Origin of the sequence: Actinosynnema sp. NPDC050801 (assembly GCF_040673975.1) — a bacterium.
Taxonomy (GTDB): Bacteria; Actinomycetota; Actinomycetes; order Mycobacteriales; family Pseudonocardiaceae; genus Actinosynnema.
The window spans coordinates 39,557-56,237 of record NZ_JBFAQZ010000007.1 but is presented as its reverse complement, the minus strand read 5'-3'; the positions used below and the strand labels follow the sequence as shown (position 1 = coordinate 56,237).

Below are 16,681 nucleotides of genomic sequence, written 5' to 3'. Positions count from 1 at the left end.
TGCAAGCAAGACAAGCGTACTGCTATGTCAGGCTGCTTGCGTCCACCCGGGCGGAAAAAGGGAACGGCGTCACATCTGGGCCGACGCCGCGACCGCCGGTGGCACCGGTGTGCTCCGGGCCAATACAACCAGCCGCACCGCCGGCCCGCCGCACGGGACCGACCCGCGACGACACTCGAACACGCGTTCGCGGATTGCCACCGCCGGGCGCGTTCGCCCCGCTAACCTCGCACCCGTACGAGTGATCAAGGGGGCAGCGTTGTCGACGGGTCCGACCCACGCCATGAGCGGTCTGCTGGCCTGGGCGGCGGTGACCGCGCTGGCCGAGAACCACCCCATCGGCCAGCTCACCCCGCAGAGCTGGGCGGTCGGTGCGGTGCTCGCCACCGGCGCCGCCCTGCTGCCCGACCTCGACCACCCGTCCTCGACGATCTCCCGCACGTTCGGGCCGGTCAGCGCGGGCGCGTCGGCCCTGATCAACACGGTGAGCTCGTTCGTCTACCGCACCACCCGCACCCGCAAGGACTCCAACCGCGACGGCGGGCACCGCGGCCTGACCCACACGCTGGCGTTCGCGCTGGCGGCCGCCGTCGGCACGACGGCCGTGGTGCAGCAGTCGCAGAAGTGGGCGCTGCCCGCGCTGATGTTCGTGTTCGCGGGCCTGGCCGTGCGCGGGATCATGAACGACTGGTGCCCGCAGAAGGACGCCCTGCTCATCACCGGCGTCTCGGCCGCCATCACGGTCGCCTGCGTGGCCTGGACCGCGCAGACGCCGGCCAGCGCGGCGGCGTGCGGCGTGGCGGTCGGGATCGGGTGCGTGGCCCACTACCTCGGCGACGCGATCACCGAGCAGGGCTGCCCGATCCTGTGGCCGATCCCGCTGATGGGCAAGACGTGGTTCCCGGTCGCGCCGCCGAAGATCATGCGGATGAAGACCGGCGGCACGGTCGAGATGGCGATCGTCGGCCCGCTGATCACGGTCCTGAGCGTCTGGCTGTCCGCCGCCGCGCTCCAGCAGGCCGGCGCGCTCCCGTTCTTCGAAACTTTCGACCTGCTACCCATCTGAATTTTGGATAACGGCCATTCGGCGGCTACCACATCATCACCCGATCGGACTAACCTCCACGAAATCCTGACCCGCGCAGACCGCGCCGAGGAGGACTTCGTGCCCCACCCCACGCACGACGACGTCGTCGAGGCGGCCGGATGACCACCTGGCTCGGCCTGAACCTCGGTCATGAGGACCGGGCGACCGCGGACACCACCGCGGTGTCGCTGTACGAGACGCTGCTGTTCCACGCGCAGCTCGTGTGCGTGCACGACGTGGAGGGACGGCACGCGATGTCGTTCCGGCTCACCGACCAGCCGTCGGAGAACACCGTGTCGACGCTGATCGAGCGCGGCTACGGGTTGGCCGTGCACAACGGCTCCCTGCAACGGCTCGCCGGGCCGGAGGCGCTCACCCGCGGCGCGCTGCGGGCCGTGTTGGCCCACCGCGACCGGAGGGAGGGCCGGGTGCTGCGGTTCCCCGGCCAGCGCACGCTGCGCGGTCGTTACGGCGTGTCGGACATCCTCGCGTTCAGCGCGATCGAGGAGGTACTGCCGCACGGCACGAAGAGCGTGGACGCGCGGGGCGACCTGCAACCGACGTTCGTCAACGGCCGGCTGGTGCTGGACTGCGGCTGACGCGTCCGGCTGAAGCCTCGGACCGAGGCGGCTGGGGTCGAGGGGTCGACCGGTGGGCCGGTCAGCCCGGGTGGGCGCCGACGGTGTCCTTGATCTGGGCGCCGAGGCTCTCCGCGCTGCGCGCGCAGTGGGCGCAGCAGAAGAACCTGCCCCGCACCTCCACGCCGTGGCCGATGATGCGGCAGTCGCAGTGCTCGCAGCGCGGCGCCAGGCGTTGGATCGCGCACTCGAAGCTGTCGAACGTGTGCACGCCGTCGCCGGCCGTCCGGACCTCGAAGCTCATCCAGTAGTCGTTGCCGCAAACGTCGCAAGTCGCCATGGCCGAAGCCTGCGCCGGCCCACCGGCACCGGCAACTCGACCTCGAACCCCGCGGACCAGGCCGGACTCGAACCGGCGTCCTCCCTCCCAGGGGGAGGGCGCGTCAACCACTGCGCTACATGGTCCCGAGCCGGGCCGGATTCGAACCGGCGTCCTCCCTCCCAGGGGAAGGGCGCGACAACCACTGCGCTACCGGGCTCTTGCCCAACACTAACCATGACCACGGTCCCGGAGACAGGGCCGCTAAGGTCTGCCCTCGTGCGCGGAGTCGACTACTACGAACTCCTCGGGGTCGGCCGCTACGCGTCCGAGGCGGAGATCAAGTCCGCTTACCGCTCCCTGGCCAAGGTCATGCACCCGGACGCGGGCGGGTCCTCCGGCACCTTCCGAATGCTGCAAGAGGCATATGACACCCTGCGGGATCCCTCCCGGAGGCGTGACTACGACCGGGGGTGGTCGTTCACCCGTCCGGGCGCACGGCCCACGTCGCCGACCCGCCCGCCGCGCTCCGGTCGGACCGGTCGGCTGCGCAACTTCGGCGAGGATCCCGACTTCGTACCTCCGAAGCCAGTGGTGGACCTCGGCGGCCTCGCGTGGTGGCACCTGGTCGACGTGGCGCAGCGGGTGCGGTACGTCCCCGCCGCCGGGCCCGGGCACGCGCCCGCGCTGGCCGCGATGTGCGGGTGGTTCTTCCTGCTGCTGCCCGTGGTGGTGATCGACTTCTCGCCGTTGGCGCTGGGCGTCTGGCTGCTGCTGGTGGCCGCCTCGGCGGCCGCGGCGTTCCGGTTGGTGCGGCGGTACCTGGCGGCGATCCGGGCCGACCGGGCGTTCACCCTGGACCACGACACCGGCGTGGTGCACGGCACCACGGACGACCGGGTCTGCGAGCAGCACACCGCGGACCTGCTCAGCCGGTACCTGACCCGGCTGCCCGGCGCGCGGATCTTCCACGGCCTGGCCTGGCCGGGTTCGGTGTTCGCCGATGTCGACCACGCCGTGCTGTGCGGGCGGAAGCTGGTGCTGATCGAGTCGAAGTCGTGGCTGCCCGGGCACTACGAGGCCGAGGACGACGGCACGGTGTGGCGCAACGGCCACCCGTTCCGGGGCGGTGGGATGCGGATGCCGCGCAGCCTGGCGGTGTACCGGAAGCTGCTGCCGTGGCTGGACATCCGCACCGCGCTGCTGGTGTACCCGAGCCGGGACGGCGTGGTCACCACCGAGGAACCGGCGGACGCCATCGTGCCGCCGATGACGCCCGCCCAGTTCGTCGAGGAGATCGGCGACTGGCTGGCCGAGGACCCGGCCACGGTGGACCGGGAGGCGTTGCGCCTGCTAATCGGTCAGGTCGTGCCGATCGTGCATACCCCTAGCTGAGCACGCTCACCTCCCAGAGCGAGTAGCCGTACGGGGTGGCGCGTTGGAAGGCGTACAGCTTCAGGTAGCGCGCGCTCGTGTCCAGCGCGATCTCGTCCGTGCCGCCGTCGGCGGCGTAGTCCTGGTGCACGGTGGTCCAGGTGGTGCCGTCGTCGGACACCTGGAGCTGGTACTGCCGGGCGTGCGCGGCCTCCCAGTCGAGCCGGACGCGGCGGACGGGTCGCGTGGCGCCCAGGTCGACCCAGAGCGAGTGCTGGTCGGTGAACGCGCTGCTCCAGCGGGTGGCCGGGTTGCCGTCGAACGCGTGGGACGACGGGTGGGCGGCGCTTTCGGTGGCGGTGGACCAGGACGGGCGGTTGAGCGCGAGGTTGTCGCCGGTCAGCCCGCCCTGGTTGACCGCGCGCGACGAGGCGTAGGTGGCGCGGACGGTGCTGTCGGGGTTGAGCTGCTTGTCGTCGAAGAACTCCGGCCACGCCATGAAGTACGCCCAGTCGGGTTGGGACGCCAGCTCACCGGGCGATGGCACCCGGCCGACCTCGGCCAACGCCAACGGCTTGCCCGGGGCCAGGGACTTGAGGGTGTTGTAGTAGGTCTTGGCGGGCCAGAAGCTGTTCCACGCGTCGAGCGACACGACGTCCGCGTACGCCGGGCCCGGGTAGTAGGCGGCGATGCCGGCCGGGTCGAGGTCCTTGACGTTCCAGACCCACGCCATGCCGGTCAGGCCGCGGGTCCGGACCAGGTGGTCGTGGGTGAGCTGGTAGAGGCGGCGGCTGCCGCTCGCGCCCGGCCGCCCGCCCCACCAGGACCAGCCGTCGTTCATCTCGTGCAGCGGTCGGAACAGCGGCTGCACGCCCGCATCCAGGAGTCGGCGCAGGAACGGGACGACCTCGTCCAGGCGGGCCTTCCAGGCGTTGTTGAGCGCGGTCCCGTCGGTGATCAGCTGGGACCACTGGGCGTCGGTGAGGTCGTCGTTGACGCCCTCGTCCCAGCCGCACGCGGTCGGCCGGGTCGGCGGGCAGACGTGCCAGGTCAGCGTGACGAGCGAGCCGTTGCGCCACTCGGTCTCGGCCTGGGCGACCATCGTCGCGCGGTGGTCGACGTCGTCCTGCGCGAAGAGGAAGTCACCGCCCCAGAGGCCGGGATAGGCGTCGGTGATCGCGTGGACCTTGGCGGTGTGGCGGGCGGGGTCGGAGTTGGGCTCCTTGTTGTGCATCCCGGTCACCGTGCGGGTGCCGGTGATCCGCTCCAGGTAGTCGACCACGGGTACGGGCGGCGGTGCGGCCGCGGCGGTCGTGGGTGCCGCGAGGGTGATGAGGAGTAGGGCTACCAGCGTCATCGCTGTGCGCACTGCGTCCTGCCTCTCGAAGGGTGGCGGCCTTCAGAGCGTGGCGGCGGAGTGGTCGAACCGTAGCGATTAACCGGTTAAGCAGTCAACCGAATGGCGCATGTCCCGGCGGGCGTCCGCGGGCTAGGTTTCGGCCAGCCCACGGGAGGAGACGGGTATGAAGATCGACGTCTTCAACGAGATCCAGGACCCGCGCCCGTGGCAGGAGGGTCACCAGCACGCGCGCATCACGGAGGCGTTGGAGCAGGCCAGGCTGGCCGACGAACTCGGCTACGGCTGCTGGTGGCAGGTCGAGCACCACGGCGCCGAGGAGTTCAGCCTGTCGTCCGCGCCGGAGCTGATGCTGGCCGCGATCTCGCAGCAGACGTCGAGGATGAGGCTGGGTCACGCGGCGGTGCTGGCGCCGGCGCGGTTCAACCACCCGATCAGGGCAGCCGAACGGGCCGCGATGCTGGACCACCTGAGCGGTGGGCGGCTGGAGTTCGGCCTGACCAGGTCCACCACGCCGGAGTGGCGGCTGTTCGGCATCGACCCGGCGGACGTGCGGCGGCAGACGCAGCAGGCGTTCGAGATGATCCCGCGGATGTGGACCTCGGAGCGCTTCTCGCACTCCAGCGAGGACTTCGAGATCGACGACGTGCCGATCGTGCCCAAGCCGCTGCAACGGCCCCACCCGCCGCTGTGGCAGGCGGCGGCCAGCCCGGCGTCGTTCGAGGAGGCCGGGCGCCGGGGCGTCGGGGTGCTCGGTACGACGATGTGGGAGTCCGCCGAGCGGGTGCGCCGGATGGTGGACCTGTACCGGGCGGCGGCGCGGGCGTGCACGTCACCGGTCGGTGCGTCGGTCAACGACCAGGTCGCGTTCTTCACGTTCGTGCACTGCGCGGAGACCGACGAGCAGGCGGTCCGCAACGGCGCCGTGATCGCGGCGGCGTGGTACACGGTCAAGGCGCTGACGTTCTTCGAGGCCGCGGACACGTTCGTGGAGACGGTGCGGCGTCAGGAGGAGCTGCTGAACGACCCCACCGGCGGCGGGCTGACCGGGGACTTCCTGCGGGCGGAGGCGGCCACGTCCACCGGGCCGAACCGCGCCCAGGTGGTGATCGGCCGGGTCCTCCAGGGTGACGACGTGGAGCCGGAGGAAATCTTCGAGGCACTGAACGAGCAGGACTCGCTGATCGTCGGCAGCCCGGAGACGTGCCGCAAGAAGCTGCGCGTCTACGCGGACCTGGGCATCGACCGCCTGATGGCGTTCCACCAGGTCGGCAGCCTCAAGCACGAGGACGTCATGCGGAGCCTGCGCCTGGTCGGTGAGCTGATCCCGGAGTTCGACAAGTGAGGTCGCGGGCTGTGGTGCGAGGATGGCACCCATGCCGAAGAAGCTGCGCCTGACCGGTGACCCGGCCGCCGACAAGCTGCTCAGCGAAGATCCCTTCGCGCTGCTCACAGGGCTGCTGCTGGACCAGCAGTTCCCGATGGAACACGCCTTCGCGGGGCCGCGGAAGATCGCGGACCGGATGGACGGGTTCAGCATCACCAAGATCGCCGAGGCCGATGTGGACGAGTTCGTGGAGCTGTGCGTCCAGCCGCCCGCGATCCACCGGTACGGCGGCTCGATGGCACGTCGGGTCCACGCGCTGGCGTTGCACGTGATCGAGCACTACAACGGCAAGACGGCGAACATCTGGAAGTCGGGCAAGCCGGACGGCAAGGAAGTGCTGCGCCGGGTGAAGGCCCTGCCCGGGTTCGGTGACCAGAAGGCGCGCATCTTCGTGGCGCTGCTGGGCAAGCAGCTCGGGGTGACGCCGGAGGGGTGGCGGGAGGCGGCCGGGGCGTACGGCGAGGAAGGCTCCCGGCGCTCGATCGCGGACGTGACCAGTGCCGAGTCGTTGGTGGAGGTACGGGCGTTCAAGAAGGCGGCGAAGGCGGCCGGGCAGGCGACCACCACCGGTTAGAGTCCCCGCGTGCAGTTGCCGGGTCTCGCCGATCTCACGCCGCTGGGTCAGGGTGGTTTCGCCACCGTCTACCGCGCCCGCCAGGTGCAGCTGAACCGCGAGGTCGCGGTGAAGGTCGACGACCGGGTGCTGCGCACCGAACGCGACCGGCGGCGGTTCCTGCGCGAGGCGCACGCCGCCGCCAGGTTGTCCGGCCACCCGCACGTCGTCGCGGTGCACGACGCCAACGTCACCCCCGAGGGCATTCCTTACCTGGTGATGGAGCTGTGCACGGGCGGTTCGCTGGCCGACCTGGTCCGGCGGGAGGGGCCGCTGTCCGCGGCGCGGGTGCGGGAGGTGGGCGTGCAGTTGGCGGACGCCCTGGCCGCGGCCCACGCGGAGGGCGTGCTGCACCGCGACATCAAGCCCGGCAACATCCTGCTCGACCGGTACGGCACGGTGAAGCTCGCCGACTTCGGGTTGGCGGCGCTGCTGGACGCCGAGGGGTCGAGCACGGTGACGCGGGACGCGTTGAGCCCCAGCTACGCGCCGCCCGAGGCGTTCGCGATGGCCCAGCCGACGCCGGCCGCGGACGTCTACGCGTTGGCGGCGACCCTGTACGACCTGCTCGCCGGACGGCCGCCGCGTCCCGTGCCGTGGCCGGTCGAGTCGTTCGACCACCTCGGCGCGGTGCTGCGATCACCGGTTCCGCTCGTGCCCGGGGTGCCGCAGGACCTGCACGAGACGCTGGTGCGTGCGCTGCACCCGGACGTCGCCCACCGCACGCCGAGCGCGGCCCGGTTGCGCCAGGAGTTGCAGGACGGGTTGCGGCGGGAGTCCCGGGACGGGTCCGGGGAGGCTCCCCGGAGGGGGCCGGTGTCCGTACGCAGTGGCTCGGGGCTCGGGCTGAACGCGCCGCAGGTCGGTCGGCCGCACACCGTGCAGGGTGGCGCCCCCCGGAAGCCGTTGGTGGTCGGTGCGGTGGTGCTGGCGGCGGTCGTCGCGGGCGGCACCTGGTGGGCGGCTACCCGCGACTCCGGGGCTGCGGAAACCACCGGCACCACCACTCCGGCTACCACCACGACGACGCAGGAAGCCCTGCCGCCGCCGAGGCTGGAGGCGTGCGATTCGGGCTTCTGCGTCGCCGAACCCACCTGCTACCACGGCATCAACCACGCGGGCGGGCAGGCGGCGACGGCACGACGTGCCGGTGACTGCTCGGTCGAGCACTTCTGGGAGGCGTTCGCCGGCGGGTGGTTGTCCGGTGCCATCCCCCAGGTCGGCGGCGAGGACCTGGTGAAGGCGCCGGAGGTCGCCGACGTGTGCACGGCCGAGGCCATGAAGGCCAACACGCGGCCGACCGTGGACACGTCGACGTGGCGGATCACCGCGGTGGCGTTCGCGGACGGCGACCGGAACTACTTCCACTGCTTGGCGAGCGAACCCGGGGTCGGTGAGGTCACCACCAGCGCGTTCGGGTCCTGAGGGGACCGGGGCGGCTTGAGGGCGAAGATCAGCATCACCAGCGCGACCAGCGCGAGGAGAGCGGCGATCGGGGCCAACGGCAGCAGGCCCGCCCAGCTGATCACCAGGCCGCCGACCACCCCGGACAGCCCGACGCCCAGGTAGATCGCGGACGCGTTGAGCGAGAGCAGCAGACCGCTGTTGGCGGGGGAGAGTTCGATGAGCCAGCTCTGGATGGGCGGGTTCGCGGACCAGGTGAGCGCGCCCCAGACGAACAGGGCGATGGCGGCCGTGACCGGGGTGGTGGCGGTCAGCGGCAACGTGGCCAGCACGACGGTGAAGCAGCTGAACAGCACGACCAGCAGCTTGCGGGTGTCGAAGCGGTCGGTGAGGCGGCCCGCGGCCCAGTTGCCGAGCACGGAACCGAGCCCGTAGGCGACGAGGAGCGCACCGATCGCGGCGCCTTCGACGCCGGCGGTCTCGGTGAGCAGGGGCGCGATGTAGTTGAAGACGCTGAACACGGCGAGGCACGCGAGGACCGTGAGCCCCAGGACCATCAGCACGCGCCGGTCGGCGGCGGGGGCGAACCGCCGGCGCAGGCTGACCACCGGAGGGGCCTCGACCCGGGGCAGCCAGAGCCGCACGGCCACCGCCGCCACCGCCGAGACGACCGCGATCAGCGCGAACACGCCCTGGTAGCCGAGGGGGCCGCCGAGCAGGTTGCCCGCCGGCACGCCCAGGACCAGGGAGAACGTGAGGCCGCCGAAGACGAGCGCGACCGCTCGGCCGCGGTGTTCCGGCGGGGTCAGGACGGTGGCGACGAGGGTGGCGGCGGGTGTGTAGACGGCCGCGCCGAGGGCGCTGACGACGCGGGCGCCCAAGAGCAGCGGGTAGTTCGGGGCGAGGGCGGCGAGGAGGTTGCCGAAGGCGACCACGGCCAAGGCGACGACGAGGAGCGTGCGGCGTTCCCACCGGCCGGTGAGGGCGGCGAGGAGCGGGGACGAGATCGCGTAGGCGATGGCGAACGCGGTGAGCAGCTGACCGGCGGTGGCGTGGGAGACGTGCAGCTCCTCGCTCACGGCCGGCAGCACGCCGGAGACGATGTAGCCACTCGTGCCGATGGCGAACGCCCCGGCGGCGAGGAGGTAGGTGCGGGCGGTGCGGGCCGACATGAGGATCAACGTACTACGATGTTCATCAAAGTTCGACAGGTCTCGTAGTATTACCGCCATGACCACCGCCCTCGCGCACCCGGAGCGGGACGAGATCCGGATAACGTCGGTGCTGCACGCCTTGGCCGATCCGGTGCGACTGCGGATCGTGCGCGCGTTGGCGCGGCACGAGGAGGGCCTGTCCTGCGGGGTGCTCGACCTCGGTGTGACGGCGTCGACGCTCACGCACCACGTGCGGACGTTGCGCGAGGCGGGCGTGGTGCGGGTGCGACCGCAGGGGACGTCGAGGATCAGTTCGCTGCGGCGGGACGACCTGGACGCGTTGTTCCCCGGGTTGCTGGACGGGGTGTTGGCGGCGCGGCGGTGAGTTCCCCACCGCCGCCCGGTCGGTCGCGGGCCCGTCGGGGCGCGGTGGGCTAATTCGGTTGCCGTGGTTCCTAGGGTGAACAGACGTGCGTGCCTACGCCCGTTTAGCGCTGGCAGGATTCCGCAGGTACTCCACCTATCGACGGGCGATGGTCGCCGGAATGGCGACGAACGTCGTGTTCGGGCTGCTCAGGCTGGCCGTGCTGGTCACGGCCGTGGGGCAGGGCCCGATCTCCGGCTATGACGTCGCCGCCACCGCCACCTACGTCTGGCTCGGCCAGGGGTTGATCGCCGTCGTGGTGCTCTGGGGTGACAAGCACCTGGCCGACCGCGTTCGCAGTGGCGACGTCGTGGTCGACCTCTACCGCCCGTGGCACTTGCAGATGGCGTTGTTCGCCGAGGACATCGGCCGCAGCGGGTACGCGGTGGTCGTGCGGTTCGCGCCGCCGGTGCTGTTCGGTGCGTTGTTCTTCCCGTTCCGGTGGCCCGCGGCTGGGACGTGGGTCGTGTTCACGGTCAGCGTGGCGCTCGCGGTGGCGGTCAGCTTCGGCTTGCGGTTCCTGCTGAACGCGACGACGTTCTGGCTCCTCGACAACCGGGGCGTGGCGGCGCTCTACACGGCGGCCACGTGGCTGTTGTGCGGGTTGGCCGTGCCGTTGGCGTTCTTCCCCGAATGGGCGGTCCCGATCGTGTGGTCCACGCCGTTCGCGGCGATGTTGCAGGCGCCGATCGACGTGTTCCTGGAGCGCGGCTCGCCGTGGCCGTTCCTGGCGGGGCAGGCGTTCTGGGCCGTGGTGGTCCTCGCGGTCGGCCATCTGGTGCTGCGGCGCGCTGTGCGCAAGGTGGTGGTCCAGGGTGGCTGAACGCGTCTACGTGAAGCTCGTCGGCGCGCGCTTGCGCGGTCAGATGTCCTACCGCGCCTCGTTCGTCCTCCAGTGCGTCGCCCAAGCCGTCAACCAGCTCGCCGAGCTGGTCATCATCCTGGTGCTGTTCAACCGGGTCAGCGCGCTGGGCGGGTTCCCGGTGAACGAGGTCGTGCTGATGTACGCGATCGCGGGCACGGCCTTCGGCATCGCCGACATGGTCGCGGGCCAGCTGGACGAGCTCCCGACCTACATCCGCACCGGCACGTTCGACGTCCTGCTGTTGCGCCCGTTGGGCACGTTGGCGCAGATGATGGCGTCCGACCTGCACCTGCGCAAGATCGGGCGGATCGGTGCGGGCGTCGCCGTCCTGGTGTACGCGTTGGACCAGAACGACATCGCCTGGTCGCCGGCGACCGCGGTGCTCGTCGTCGCCGCCCCGCTCAGCGGCGCGGTGATCTTCTCCTCGATCTGGATCACGGCCAGTGCGATCTGCTTCTGGGTGGTCGACGGCCAGGAGCTCTCGAACGCGGTGACGTACGGGAGCAACGCGTTCACCTCCTACCCCGCCACGGTATACGGGCCGTGGTTGCGGCGGTTCTTCGCCTTCGTCATCCCCGGCGCGTTCGTCGCCTACTACCCGAGCCTCGCCCTGCTCGACCGCCCCGACCCGCTGGGCGGTCCGGTGCTGCTGGGGTGGATCTCGCCGTTGGTCGCCTTGGCCGCGGCCGTCGCGGCCGGGTTCGTCTGGCGGACGGCCGTCCGCCACTACCGGGGGACTGGATCATGATCGAGGTGCGGGACCTGCGCCGCGAGTTCACCGTGACCACGAAGGTCGGTCGGTTCCGGCGCGACAAGCAGGTCGTGCGGGCGGTGGACTCGGTCTCGTTCGACGTGGCGGCCGGTGAAGCGGTCGGGTACGTCGGGCCGAACGGCGCGGGCAAGTCCACCACCATCAAGATGCTGACCGGGATCCTCGTGCCGACCTCGGGGTCCGTCCGGGTGTGCGGGGTGGACCCGTCGCGCGCCCGGCGTGACCTGGCGCGGCGGATCGGGGTCGTGTTCGGGCAGCGGAGCCAGCTGTGGTGGGACCTGCCGCTGCGGGACAGCTTCGACCTGTTGCGGGCCATCTACCGGGTGCCGAAGGCCGATTTCGAGGCCCGGTTGCGGGAGTGCGCGGAGCTGTTGGAGCTCGGTCCCTTCCTGGGCACGCCGGTTCGGCAGCTCTCGCTGGGGCAGCGGATGCGGGGCGAGGTCACGGCTTCCTTGCTGCACGGGCCGGAGTTGTTGGTGTTGGACGAGCCGACGATCGGGCTCGACCTGGAATCGAAGGAACGGCTCCGGGAATTCCTGGCGGACCTGAACACGCAGCGCGGCACCACTTTGTTGCTCACCACGCACGATTTGGACGACATCGAGCGGCTCTGCCCGCGGTTGGTGGTGATCGACCGCGGCACGGTGCTGGCCGACGGGCCGCTGGAGGAACTGCGGGCCGAGGTGGCGCCGGAACGGGTGCTGGTCGTCGACCTGGAGCGACCGGCGGAGCTGGACGGTCTGCACGGCGTCACGTCGAGCCGCAGTGAGCCGAACGGTTTGCGACACCACCTCACGTTCCGCCGTGCCGACACCACGGCGGCGGCACTGATCTCCGCCGTCGCCGCACGGGCCGAAGTGCACGACCTCGTCGTCGTCGAGCCGGAAATCGACGACGTGGTGCGTCGTTTGTACGCACGTCGGTAGAGTCGGGCGAAACGGTCAACTCAGAACGGGAGCACCTCATGCGCGCAGGTCGTCCGGTAGCCACCTTCCTGCTGGCGATGGGCCTCGCCGCCGCGGTCTCCGGCTGCGAGGCCGTCCAGCAGGCCTCCGACACGGCCAACCAGGTCGGCCAGGCCGCGGACAAGGCGCAGGTCTGCATCGACGCCCTCCAGCTCGCCAACTTCGCCCCCGACAGCACCGACCCGCAGAAGGCGCTGGAGGAGACCCAGAAGAAGGCGCAGGAGCTGAACGACCTCGCCGCGAAGGCCGGCGACGCCACGGTCAAGGACGCCATCACCGGCATGTCCGACACGATGAGCAAGGTGACGCTGGAGGACCTGAACCCGGCCAACGCCGCGGCTTGGACGCAGCAGAAGCTCGACCAGGCGGCGAAGTTGTCCAAGGCTTGCAGCTGAGCGGAAATGCCAGGCTGTCGGTACCTTCGGATCAGCCCTACGCTGTGACGCACCGGAGGTGTTGCAGATGCACGCGACAGTAGGCGACCGGTTGCACATCCACAGCCGCGCGGTGGGTCTCGACGAGAAGGTCGGCGAGATCCTCGAAGTCCGCGGCGAGAAGGGTGCGCCGCCGTATCGGGTCCGCTTCTCCGACGGCCACGAAGGGCTGGTCTACCCCGGCCCCGACAGCCTGGTCGAGCCCCGGACCTCCGAATCACCCAGGATCAAGGACTCGACCTCGGCGCGGTAGAGCAGCGCCGGGTCGATCCCCATCGGCCCGAACTGGCCGGAGACCTCCAGGCTGAGCACGCCGTGCAGCCTGGTGAACGCACGCAGGCCGGTGAGCAGCACGGCGGGGGGTACGTCCCCCTCGCCGCGCGAGCCCGCCCACGCCACGAGCTGGTCGTCCAGTGTGGACGACCCGGTCGTCGCACCCTCGTGCGGCAGCACGCCGAGCAGCGCGCTCATGGTGCGGTGCGCCATCAGGACGGTGTCCTGCGGCGCGTGGTATCCGGGTAGCGGCGTGCCGAACAGCAGCAGGTACCGGTGCGGTTGGGTGACGCCCCACGACCGGAACACCTCGGCGAACGCACGCAGCCGGTCGGGCGCGGGGGAGCCCTCCGTCGCCGCGACCGACGCCTCCACCGCGTCCGCGAGGTCGTGCCAGGCGTCGCGGACGAGGTCGTTGAGCAGGTCGTCGCGCCCCCTGAAGTACCGGTAGAGCGCGGGACCCGTCACGCCCATGCGCTTGGCGATGGCGTTGACCGAGACCCCGGCGATCCCCTGCTCGGCCAACTGCTCCAGCGCGATGCGCTTGGCCTCGGCCTTGGTTTCCTCGCGGAACCGCTCACGGCGGACGTTGACCACGACACCCTCCTTGACAAAGACACTGTAACTTGTGTTAGAACCTCTAACTCAAGTGACATGGTGATACGAGGGGGCGTCATGACCGCGGTCGTGCTGGGAGCGGGTCGGGGCATCGGGCGGGAGATCACCCGGCAGCTGGTGGCCGAGGGCCGAGAGGTTCGGGCTGTCACACGTTCGGGTGGAGTTCCCGAAGGCGCGCAGGACGTGCGCGGCGACCTGATGGACCGGGCGTCCACGCTGAAGGCCGTCGAGGGCGCCTCGGTGATCCACCTGGCCGCGAACGTGCCGTACACCAGGTGGGTGCAGATGTTGCCGACGATGGTGGAGAACACGATCGCGGCGGCGGAGGCGGTGGGCGCGAAGATCGTCTACACGGACAACCTCTACGCGTACGGGCCGGTGACGGGGCCGTTGCGGGAGAGCACGCCGGAGCGCCCGGCCGGACCGAAGGAGAAGCTCAGGAGTGCGCTGGGCAAGCGTTTGCGGAAAGCATCGGTGCCGGTCACGACGTGCCGGTCGTCCGACTACTACGGCCCGGGTGGCGTGGGGTCGCTGCCCGGTGAGCTGGTGATCAAGCCCATGTCGGCGGGCCGGGCGGGCATGTGGTTCTGGCCGTTGGACGTGCCGCACACGTTCGCCTACCTGGCCGACACGGCGCGGGCGCAGATCGTGCTGGGCGACGACGAGCGCGCCGACGGCAAGGTCTGGCACACGCCCGCGGCGGAGACGTTGACCGTGCGGGAGTTCTTCGCCCTGACCGGGCGGGTGCTCGGCAACGGGCGCAAGCCGATGCGCCTGCCGGCCGTCGCGGTGGCGGTGGGGTCGTTGTTCGACAAGCGGCTGCGGGGCTCGGGCGAGATGGACCACCAGCGGACCTCGCCGTGGCTGGTGGACCACTCCGCGTTCGACGCGACGTTCGGGCAGCTGCCGGTCACGCCGCACGAGCAGGCGATCGAGGAAACCGCCCGCTGGTACCGCGGGTGAGCGGAACGGCCACCTGGGAACGGTCTCAGCCCAGGATGGTCGCGATCAGGTCGTCGGCCAGCGCGGGCGTCGCGGCAGCGATGCCCGACCAGCGCCGGGAGAGGTCGAGGTCGAAGGTGAGCGGCCGGCCGCGCAGGTCGAGCAGCGCTCCCCCGGCGGCCGGGACGGTGACCAGGGCGGCGATCAGGTCCATCAGCCGGTGGGTGTCCGAGCCAGGATCGGCGAACGCGTCCACCGCGCCCTCGGCGACCAGCGCGGTCTCCAGGCACGTGGTGGACAGGATGCGCACGCGGTCGACCTGGTTCGCCACCCGCATCCAGGCGTCCTCGGTGCCGCGCTTGGGCCGCATCATGCAGATCGACGCGCCTGCGAGCCGGGTCCGGCCGGTGGTGCGGTAGGGCGTGGGCCTGCCCGCGTGGGCCGACCAGGCGCGGCCGGTGTCGAACCAGACCGTGAGGGCCTCGACGGGCTGCTCGTCGACCACCAGGGCGCCCGCGAAGCACGACAGCGGCACGCCGGTGGCCGCGTTCGCCGAGCCGTCCACGGGGTCGACCACGAGGGTGGCGGCCGAACCGTTGTCGATGAACCCGGCCTCCTCGGACAGCAGGTTCGCGCCCGCCCGCGCGGCGGCCTCGGCGATCGCGGCCTCCACGATCGCGTCCACCCGCATGGTGGGCGTGCCGTCCGCGCCGTCGGCGATCTCCTCGCGCAGCTGCACGCGGGTGAACTCGCGCCGGGCCCGGTCGTAGGCGGCGGACGCGGCGATCGCGGTGGCGGCAAGCGCCGGGTGCACGTCGGAGGGCAGGTTCGGGGCGGGCACGGGCCAGGAGTCCATGCCCCAAACATGCCACGGGAGGGCCACCGGCGGCGGCCCTCCCGTGTGCTTCCACACCGTGTGCTCCGACTCGGTGTGCTTCGACTCGGTGTGCTCCGACTCGGTGTGCTCCGACTCGGTGTGCTCCGACTCAGATCAGGCCGAGAGCCTTGACCGCGTCGCGCTCCTCGACCAGCTCGGCCGCGGAGGCGTCGATGCGGGCGCGGGAGAAGTCGTCGATCTCCAGGCCCTGCACGATCGAGTACTCGCCGTTGGTCACGGTGACCGGGAACGACGAGATGATGCCCTCCGGCACGCCGTACGAGCCGTCCGACGGGATGGCCATCGACACCCAGTCGCCCTCGGCGGTGCCGTTGACCCAGTCGTGGACGTGGTCGATCGCCGCGTTCGCCGCCGACGCCGCCGAGGACGCGCCGCGCGCCTCGATGATCGCCGCGCCGCGCTTGGCGACGGTCGGGATGAACTCGTTCTCCAGCCAGGCCTGGTCGTTCACGGCCTCGGCCGCGTTCCGGCCGTTGACCTCGGCGTGGAACAGGTCGGGGTACTGGGTGGCCGAGTGGTTGCCCCAGATGGTCAGCTTCTTGATGTCGGTGACCGACACCCCGAGCTTCTTGGCCAGCTGCGACAGCGCCCGGTTGTGGTCGAGGCGGGTCATCGCGGTGAACCGCCCGGCGGGCACGTCGGGCGCGTGCTGCTGGGCGATCAGGGCGTTGGTGTTGGCCGGGTTGCCGACGACCAGCACGCGCACGTCGTCCGCCGCGCCCGCGTTGATCGCCTCGCCCTGCGGCTTGAAGATGCCGCCGTTGGCCTCCAGCAGGTCGCCGCGCTCCATGCCCTTGGTGCGCGGGCGGGCGCCGACCAGCAGCGCCACGTTCACGCCGTCGAAGGCGGTCTTGGCGTCGTCGGTGATGTCGATGCCGGACAGCAGGGGGAACGCGCAGTCGTCCAGCTCCATCGCGGTGCCCTCGGCGGCCTTCACGGCCTGCGGGATCTCCAGCAGGCGGAGGCGGACCGGGACATCGGGACCGAGCAGGTGGCCGGAGGCGATGCGGAACAGCAGTGCGTAGCCGATCTGGCCGGCCGCACCGGTGACGGTGACGTTCACGGGCGTGCGGGTCATGTGCCTTCCCGAATGTTGTGGCTTCAGTCCTCGGGCACGACCACTAGGCAGGCTGACGACCTGTCAGCGGCGGTCTCTACTCCGGGACCGCGCACCGGGCGGGTTGCCCGGCAGGTCGGAGGTTACCAACTGCGCCACG

General features: G+C 71.1%; 19 protein-coding genes and 2 tRNA genes. 13 read left to right on the top strand and 8 right to left on the bottom strand.

What is annotated here, in order from left to right:
* Window positions 1-259: 259 nt before the first annotated feature.
* Together AB0K14_RS17510 and AB0K14_RS17505 are read left to right on the top strand one after the other, a co-directional pair.
* A complete protein-coding gene (locus AB0K14_RS17510; RefSeq protein ID WP_360459037.1) occupies window positions 260-1,066 on the top strand; it encodes a metal-dependent hydrolase in 807 nt (268 codons plus the stop codon).
* A gap of 140 nt (window positions 1,067-1,206) precedes the next feature.
* Window positions 1,207-1,686, top strand: coding sequence for a hypothetical protein (locus AB0K14_RS17505; protein ID WP_360459035.1), 480 nt, complete (start codon window positions 1,207-1,209; stop codon window positions 1,684-1,686).
* A gap of 61 nt (window positions 1,687-1,747) precedes the next feature.
* Here AB0K14_RS17505 and AB0K14_RS17500 read toward each other — a convergent pair whose 3' ends face one another.
* From AB0K14_RS17500 to AB0K14_RS17490, 3 genes are all read right to left on the bottom strand, one after another.
* The gene (locus AB0K14_RS17500) at window positions 1,748-2,005 is read right to left on the bottom strand and encodes a Prokaryotic metallothionein (protein WP_360459033.1); all 258 of its coding nucleotides are present in this window, start codon (window positions 2,003-2,005) and stop codon (window positions 1,748-1,750) included.
* 52 nt (window positions 2,006-2,057) lie between these two features.
* A tRNA-Pro gene (locus AB0K14_RS17495) sits at window positions 2,058-2,131 on the bottom strand.
* Window positions 2,132-2,205 (bottom strand) — tRNA-Pro (locus AB0K14_RS17490).
* A gap of 58 nt (window positions 2,206-2,263) precedes the next feature.
* On the opposite strand from AB0K14_RS17490, the gene AB0K14_RS17485 reads away from it, so the two are divergent.
* Window positions 2,264-3,379, top strand: a complete 1,116-nt coding sequence (locus AB0K14_RS17485) for a DnaJ domain-containing protein (RefSeq protein WP_360459031.1) — start codon at window positions 2,264-2,266, stop codon at window positions 3,377-3,379.
* Here AB0K14_RS17485 and AB0K14_RS17480 read toward each other — a convergent pair.
* Window positions 3,372-4,727, bottom strand: coding sequence for a glycosyl hydrolase (locus AB0K14_RS17480; protein WP_360459029.1), 1,356 nt, complete (start codon window positions 4,725-4,727; stop codon window positions 3,372-3,374). The genes AB0K14_RS17485 and AB0K14_RS17480 overlap by 8 nt on opposite strands.
* A 154-nt stretch (window positions 4,728-4,881) precedes the next feature.
* Here AB0K14_RS17480 and AB0K14_RS17475 point away from each other — a divergent pair, with 154 nt between their 5' ends.
* From AB0K14_RS17475 to AB0K14_RS17465, 3 genes are read left to right on the top strand one after another with little or no spacing between them, the layout of a single operon-like run.
* Window positions 4,882-6,060, top strand: a complete 1,179-nt coding sequence (locus AB0K14_RS17475) for an LLM class flavin-dependent oxidoreductase (RefSeq protein ID WP_360459027.1) — start codon at window positions 4,882-4,884, stop codon at window positions 6,058-6,060.
* Window positions 6,061-6,091: 31 nt separating this feature from the next.
* On the top strand, window positions 6,092-6,676 hold the full coding sequence (locus AB0K14_RS17470; protein ID WP_360459094.1) for an HhH-GPD-type base excision DNA repair protein: 585 nt from the start codon (window positions 6,092-6,094) through the stop codon (window positions 6,674-6,676).
* Between the two features lie 9 nt (window positions 6,677-6,685).
* Window positions 6,686-8,140 (top strand): serine/threonine-protein kinase, encoded by a 1,455-nt coding sequence (locus AB0K14_RS17465; protein WP_360459025.1) that lies wholly within the window; start codon window positions 6,686-6,688, stop codon window positions 8,138-8,140.
* On the opposite strand, the gene AB0K14_RS17460 is transcribed toward AB0K14_RS17465, so the two are convergent.
* Window positions 8,074-9,291, bottom strand: coding sequence for an MFS transporter (locus AB0K14_RS17460; protein WP_360459023.1), 1,218 nt, complete (start codon window positions 9,289-9,291; stop codon window positions 8,074-8,076). The two genes, AB0K14_RS17465 and AB0K14_RS17460, sit on opposite strands and share 67 nt — an antisense overlap.
* Before the next feature lie 58 nt (window positions 9,292-9,349).
* Between AB0K14_RS17460 and AB0K14_RS17455 the strand changes: the two genes are divergently transcribed.
* The 6 genes from AB0K14_RS17455 to AB0K14_RS17430 all read left to right on the top strand — a co-directional run bounded on the left by AB0K14_RS17455 (window position 9,350) and on the right by AB0K14_RS17430 (window position 12,986).
* Window positions 9,350-9,658, top strand: coding sequence for a metalloregulator ArsR/SmtB family transcription factor (locus tag AB0K14_RS17455; protein ID WP_360459021.1), 309 nt, complete (start codon window positions 9,350-9,352; stop codon window positions 9,656-9,658).
* A gap of 160 nt (window positions 9,659-9,818) precedes the next feature.
* Window positions 9,819-10,520: an ABC-2 family transporter protein gene (locus tag AB0K14_RS17450; protein WP_360459019.1), complete on the top strand. Its 702-nt coding sequence runs from the start codon at window positions 9,819-9,821 to the stop codon at window positions 10,518-10,520.
* Entirely contained in the window at window positions 10,513-11,310 is a 798-nt protein-coding gene (locus AB0K14_RS17445) for an ABC-2 family transporter protein (RefSeq protein WP_360459017.1), read from the top strand. Before AB0K14_RS17450 ends, AB0K14_RS17445 begins: the two co-directional genes overlap by 8 nt.
* Window positions 11,307-12,260 (top strand): ATP-binding cassette domain-containing protein, encoded by a 954-nt coding sequence (locus tag AB0K14_RS17440; protein WP_360459015.1) that lies wholly within the window; start codon window positions 11,307-11,309, stop codon window positions 12,258-12,260. Before AB0K14_RS17445 ends, AB0K14_RS17440 begins: the two co-directional genes overlap by 4 nt.
* A gap of 38 nt (window positions 12,261-12,298) precedes the next feature.
* Window positions 12,299-12,694: a bacteriophage spanin2 family protein gene (locus AB0K14_RS17435; protein WP_360459013.1), complete on the top strand. Its 396-nt coding sequence runs from the start codon at window positions 12,299-12,301 to the stop codon at window positions 12,692-12,694.
* Between the two features lie 67 nt (window positions 12,695-12,761).
* Complete coding sequence (locus tag AB0K14_RS17430; protein WP_360459011.1) at window positions 12,762-12,986, top strand: DUF1918 domain-containing protein; 225 nt, start codon at window positions 12,762-12,764, stop codon at window positions 12,984-12,986.
* Here AB0K14_RS17430 and AB0K14_RS17425 read toward each other — a convergent pair.
* Entirely contained in the window at window positions 12,908-13,603 is a 696-nt protein-coding gene (locus AB0K14_RS17425; protein WP_360459009.1) for a TetR/AcrR family transcriptional regulator, read from the bottom strand. The two genes, AB0K14_RS17430 and AB0K14_RS17425, sit on opposite strands and share 79 nt — an antisense overlap.
* Window positions 13,604-13,681: 78 nt before the next feature.
* Here AB0K14_RS17425 and AB0K14_RS17420 point away from each other — a divergent pair, with 78 nt between their 5' ends.
* Window positions 13,682-14,587: an NAD(P)H-binding protein gene (locus tag AB0K14_RS17420; RefSeq protein ID WP_360459007.1), complete on the top strand. Its 906-nt coding sequence runs from the start codon at window positions 13,682-13,684 to the stop codon at window positions 14,585-14,587.
* A gap of 25 nt (window positions 14,588-14,612) precedes the next feature.
* Here AB0K14_RS17420 and AB0K14_RS17415 read toward each other — a convergent pair whose 3' ends face one another.
* Both AB0K14_RS17415 and AB0K14_RS17410 read right to left on the bottom strand, forming a co-directional pair.
* A complete protein-coding gene (locus AB0K14_RS17415) occupies window positions 14,613-15,422 on the bottom strand; it encodes an inositol monophosphatase family protein (RefSeq protein WP_360459005.1) in 810 nt (269 codons plus the stop codon).
* Between the two features lie 130 nt (window positions 15,423-15,552).
* Entirely contained in the window at window positions 15,553-16,542 is a 990-nt protein-coding gene (locus tag AB0K14_RS17410; RefSeq protein ID WP_360459003.1) for a malate dehydrogenase, read from the bottom strand.
* Window positions 16,543-16,681: the final 139 nt, after the last annotated feature.

What these genes read in the sequence shown, in the direction of transcription:
- AB0K14_RS17440 (WP_360459015.1), top strand. Translation starts at nt 11,307, where the DNA reads ATGATCGAGGTGCGGGACCTGCGCCGCGAGTTCACCGTGACCACGAAG.
- AB0K14_RS17460 (WP_360459023.1), bottom strand. Translation starts at nt 9,291, where the DNA reads ATGTCGGCCCGCACCGCCCGCACCTACCTCCTCGCCGCCGGGGCGTTC.
- AB0K14_RS17435 (WP_360459013.1), top strand. Translation starts at nt 12,299, where the DNA reads ATGCGCGCAGGTCGTCCGGTAGCCACCTTCCTGCTGGCGATGGGCCTC.
- AB0K14_RS17450 (WP_360459019.1), top strand. Translation starts at nt 9,819, where the DNA reads ATGGCGACGAACGTCGTGTTCGGGCTGCTCAGGCTGGCCGTGCTGGTC.
- AB0K14_RS17505 (WP_360459035.1), top strand. Translation starts at nt 1,207, where the DNA reads ATGACCACCTGGCTCGGCCTGAACCTCGGTCATGAGGACCGGGCGACC.
- AB0K14_RS17475 (WP_360459027.1), top strand. Translation starts at nt 4,882, where the DNA reads ATGAAGATCGACGTCTTCAACGAGATCCAGGACCCGCGCCCGTGGCAG.
- AB0K14_RS17415 (WP_360459005.1), bottom strand. Translation starts at nt 15,422, where the DNA reads ATGGACTCCTGGCCCGTGCCCGCCCCGAACCTGCCCTCCGACGTGCAC.
- AB0K14_RS17500 (WP_360459033.1), bottom strand. Translation starts at nt 2,005, where the DNA reads ATGGCGACTTGCGACGTTTGCGGCAACGACTACTGGATGAGCTTCGAG.
- AB0K14_RS17455 (WP_360459021.1), top strand. Translation starts at nt 9,350, where the DNA reads ATGACCACCGCCCTCGCGCACCCGGAGCGGGACGAGATCCGGATAACG.
- AB0K14_RS17410 (WP_360459003.1), bottom strand. Translation starts at nt 16,542, where the DNA reads ATGACCCGCACGCCCGTGAACGTCACCGTCACCGGTGCGGCCGGCCAG.
- AB0K14_RS17420 (WP_360459007.1), top strand. Translation starts at nt 13,682, where the DNA reads ATGACCGCGGTCGTGCTGGGAGCGGGTCGGGGCATCGGGCGGGAGATC.
- AB0K14_RS17470 (WP_360459094.1), top strand. Translation starts at nt 6,092, where the DNA reads ATGCCGAAGAAGCTGCGCCTGACCGGTGACCCGGCCGCCGACAAGCTG.
- AB0K14_RS17430 (WP_360459011.1), top strand. Translation starts at nt 12,762, where the DNA reads ATGCACGCGACAGTAGGCGACCGGTTGCACATCCACAGCCGCGCGGTG.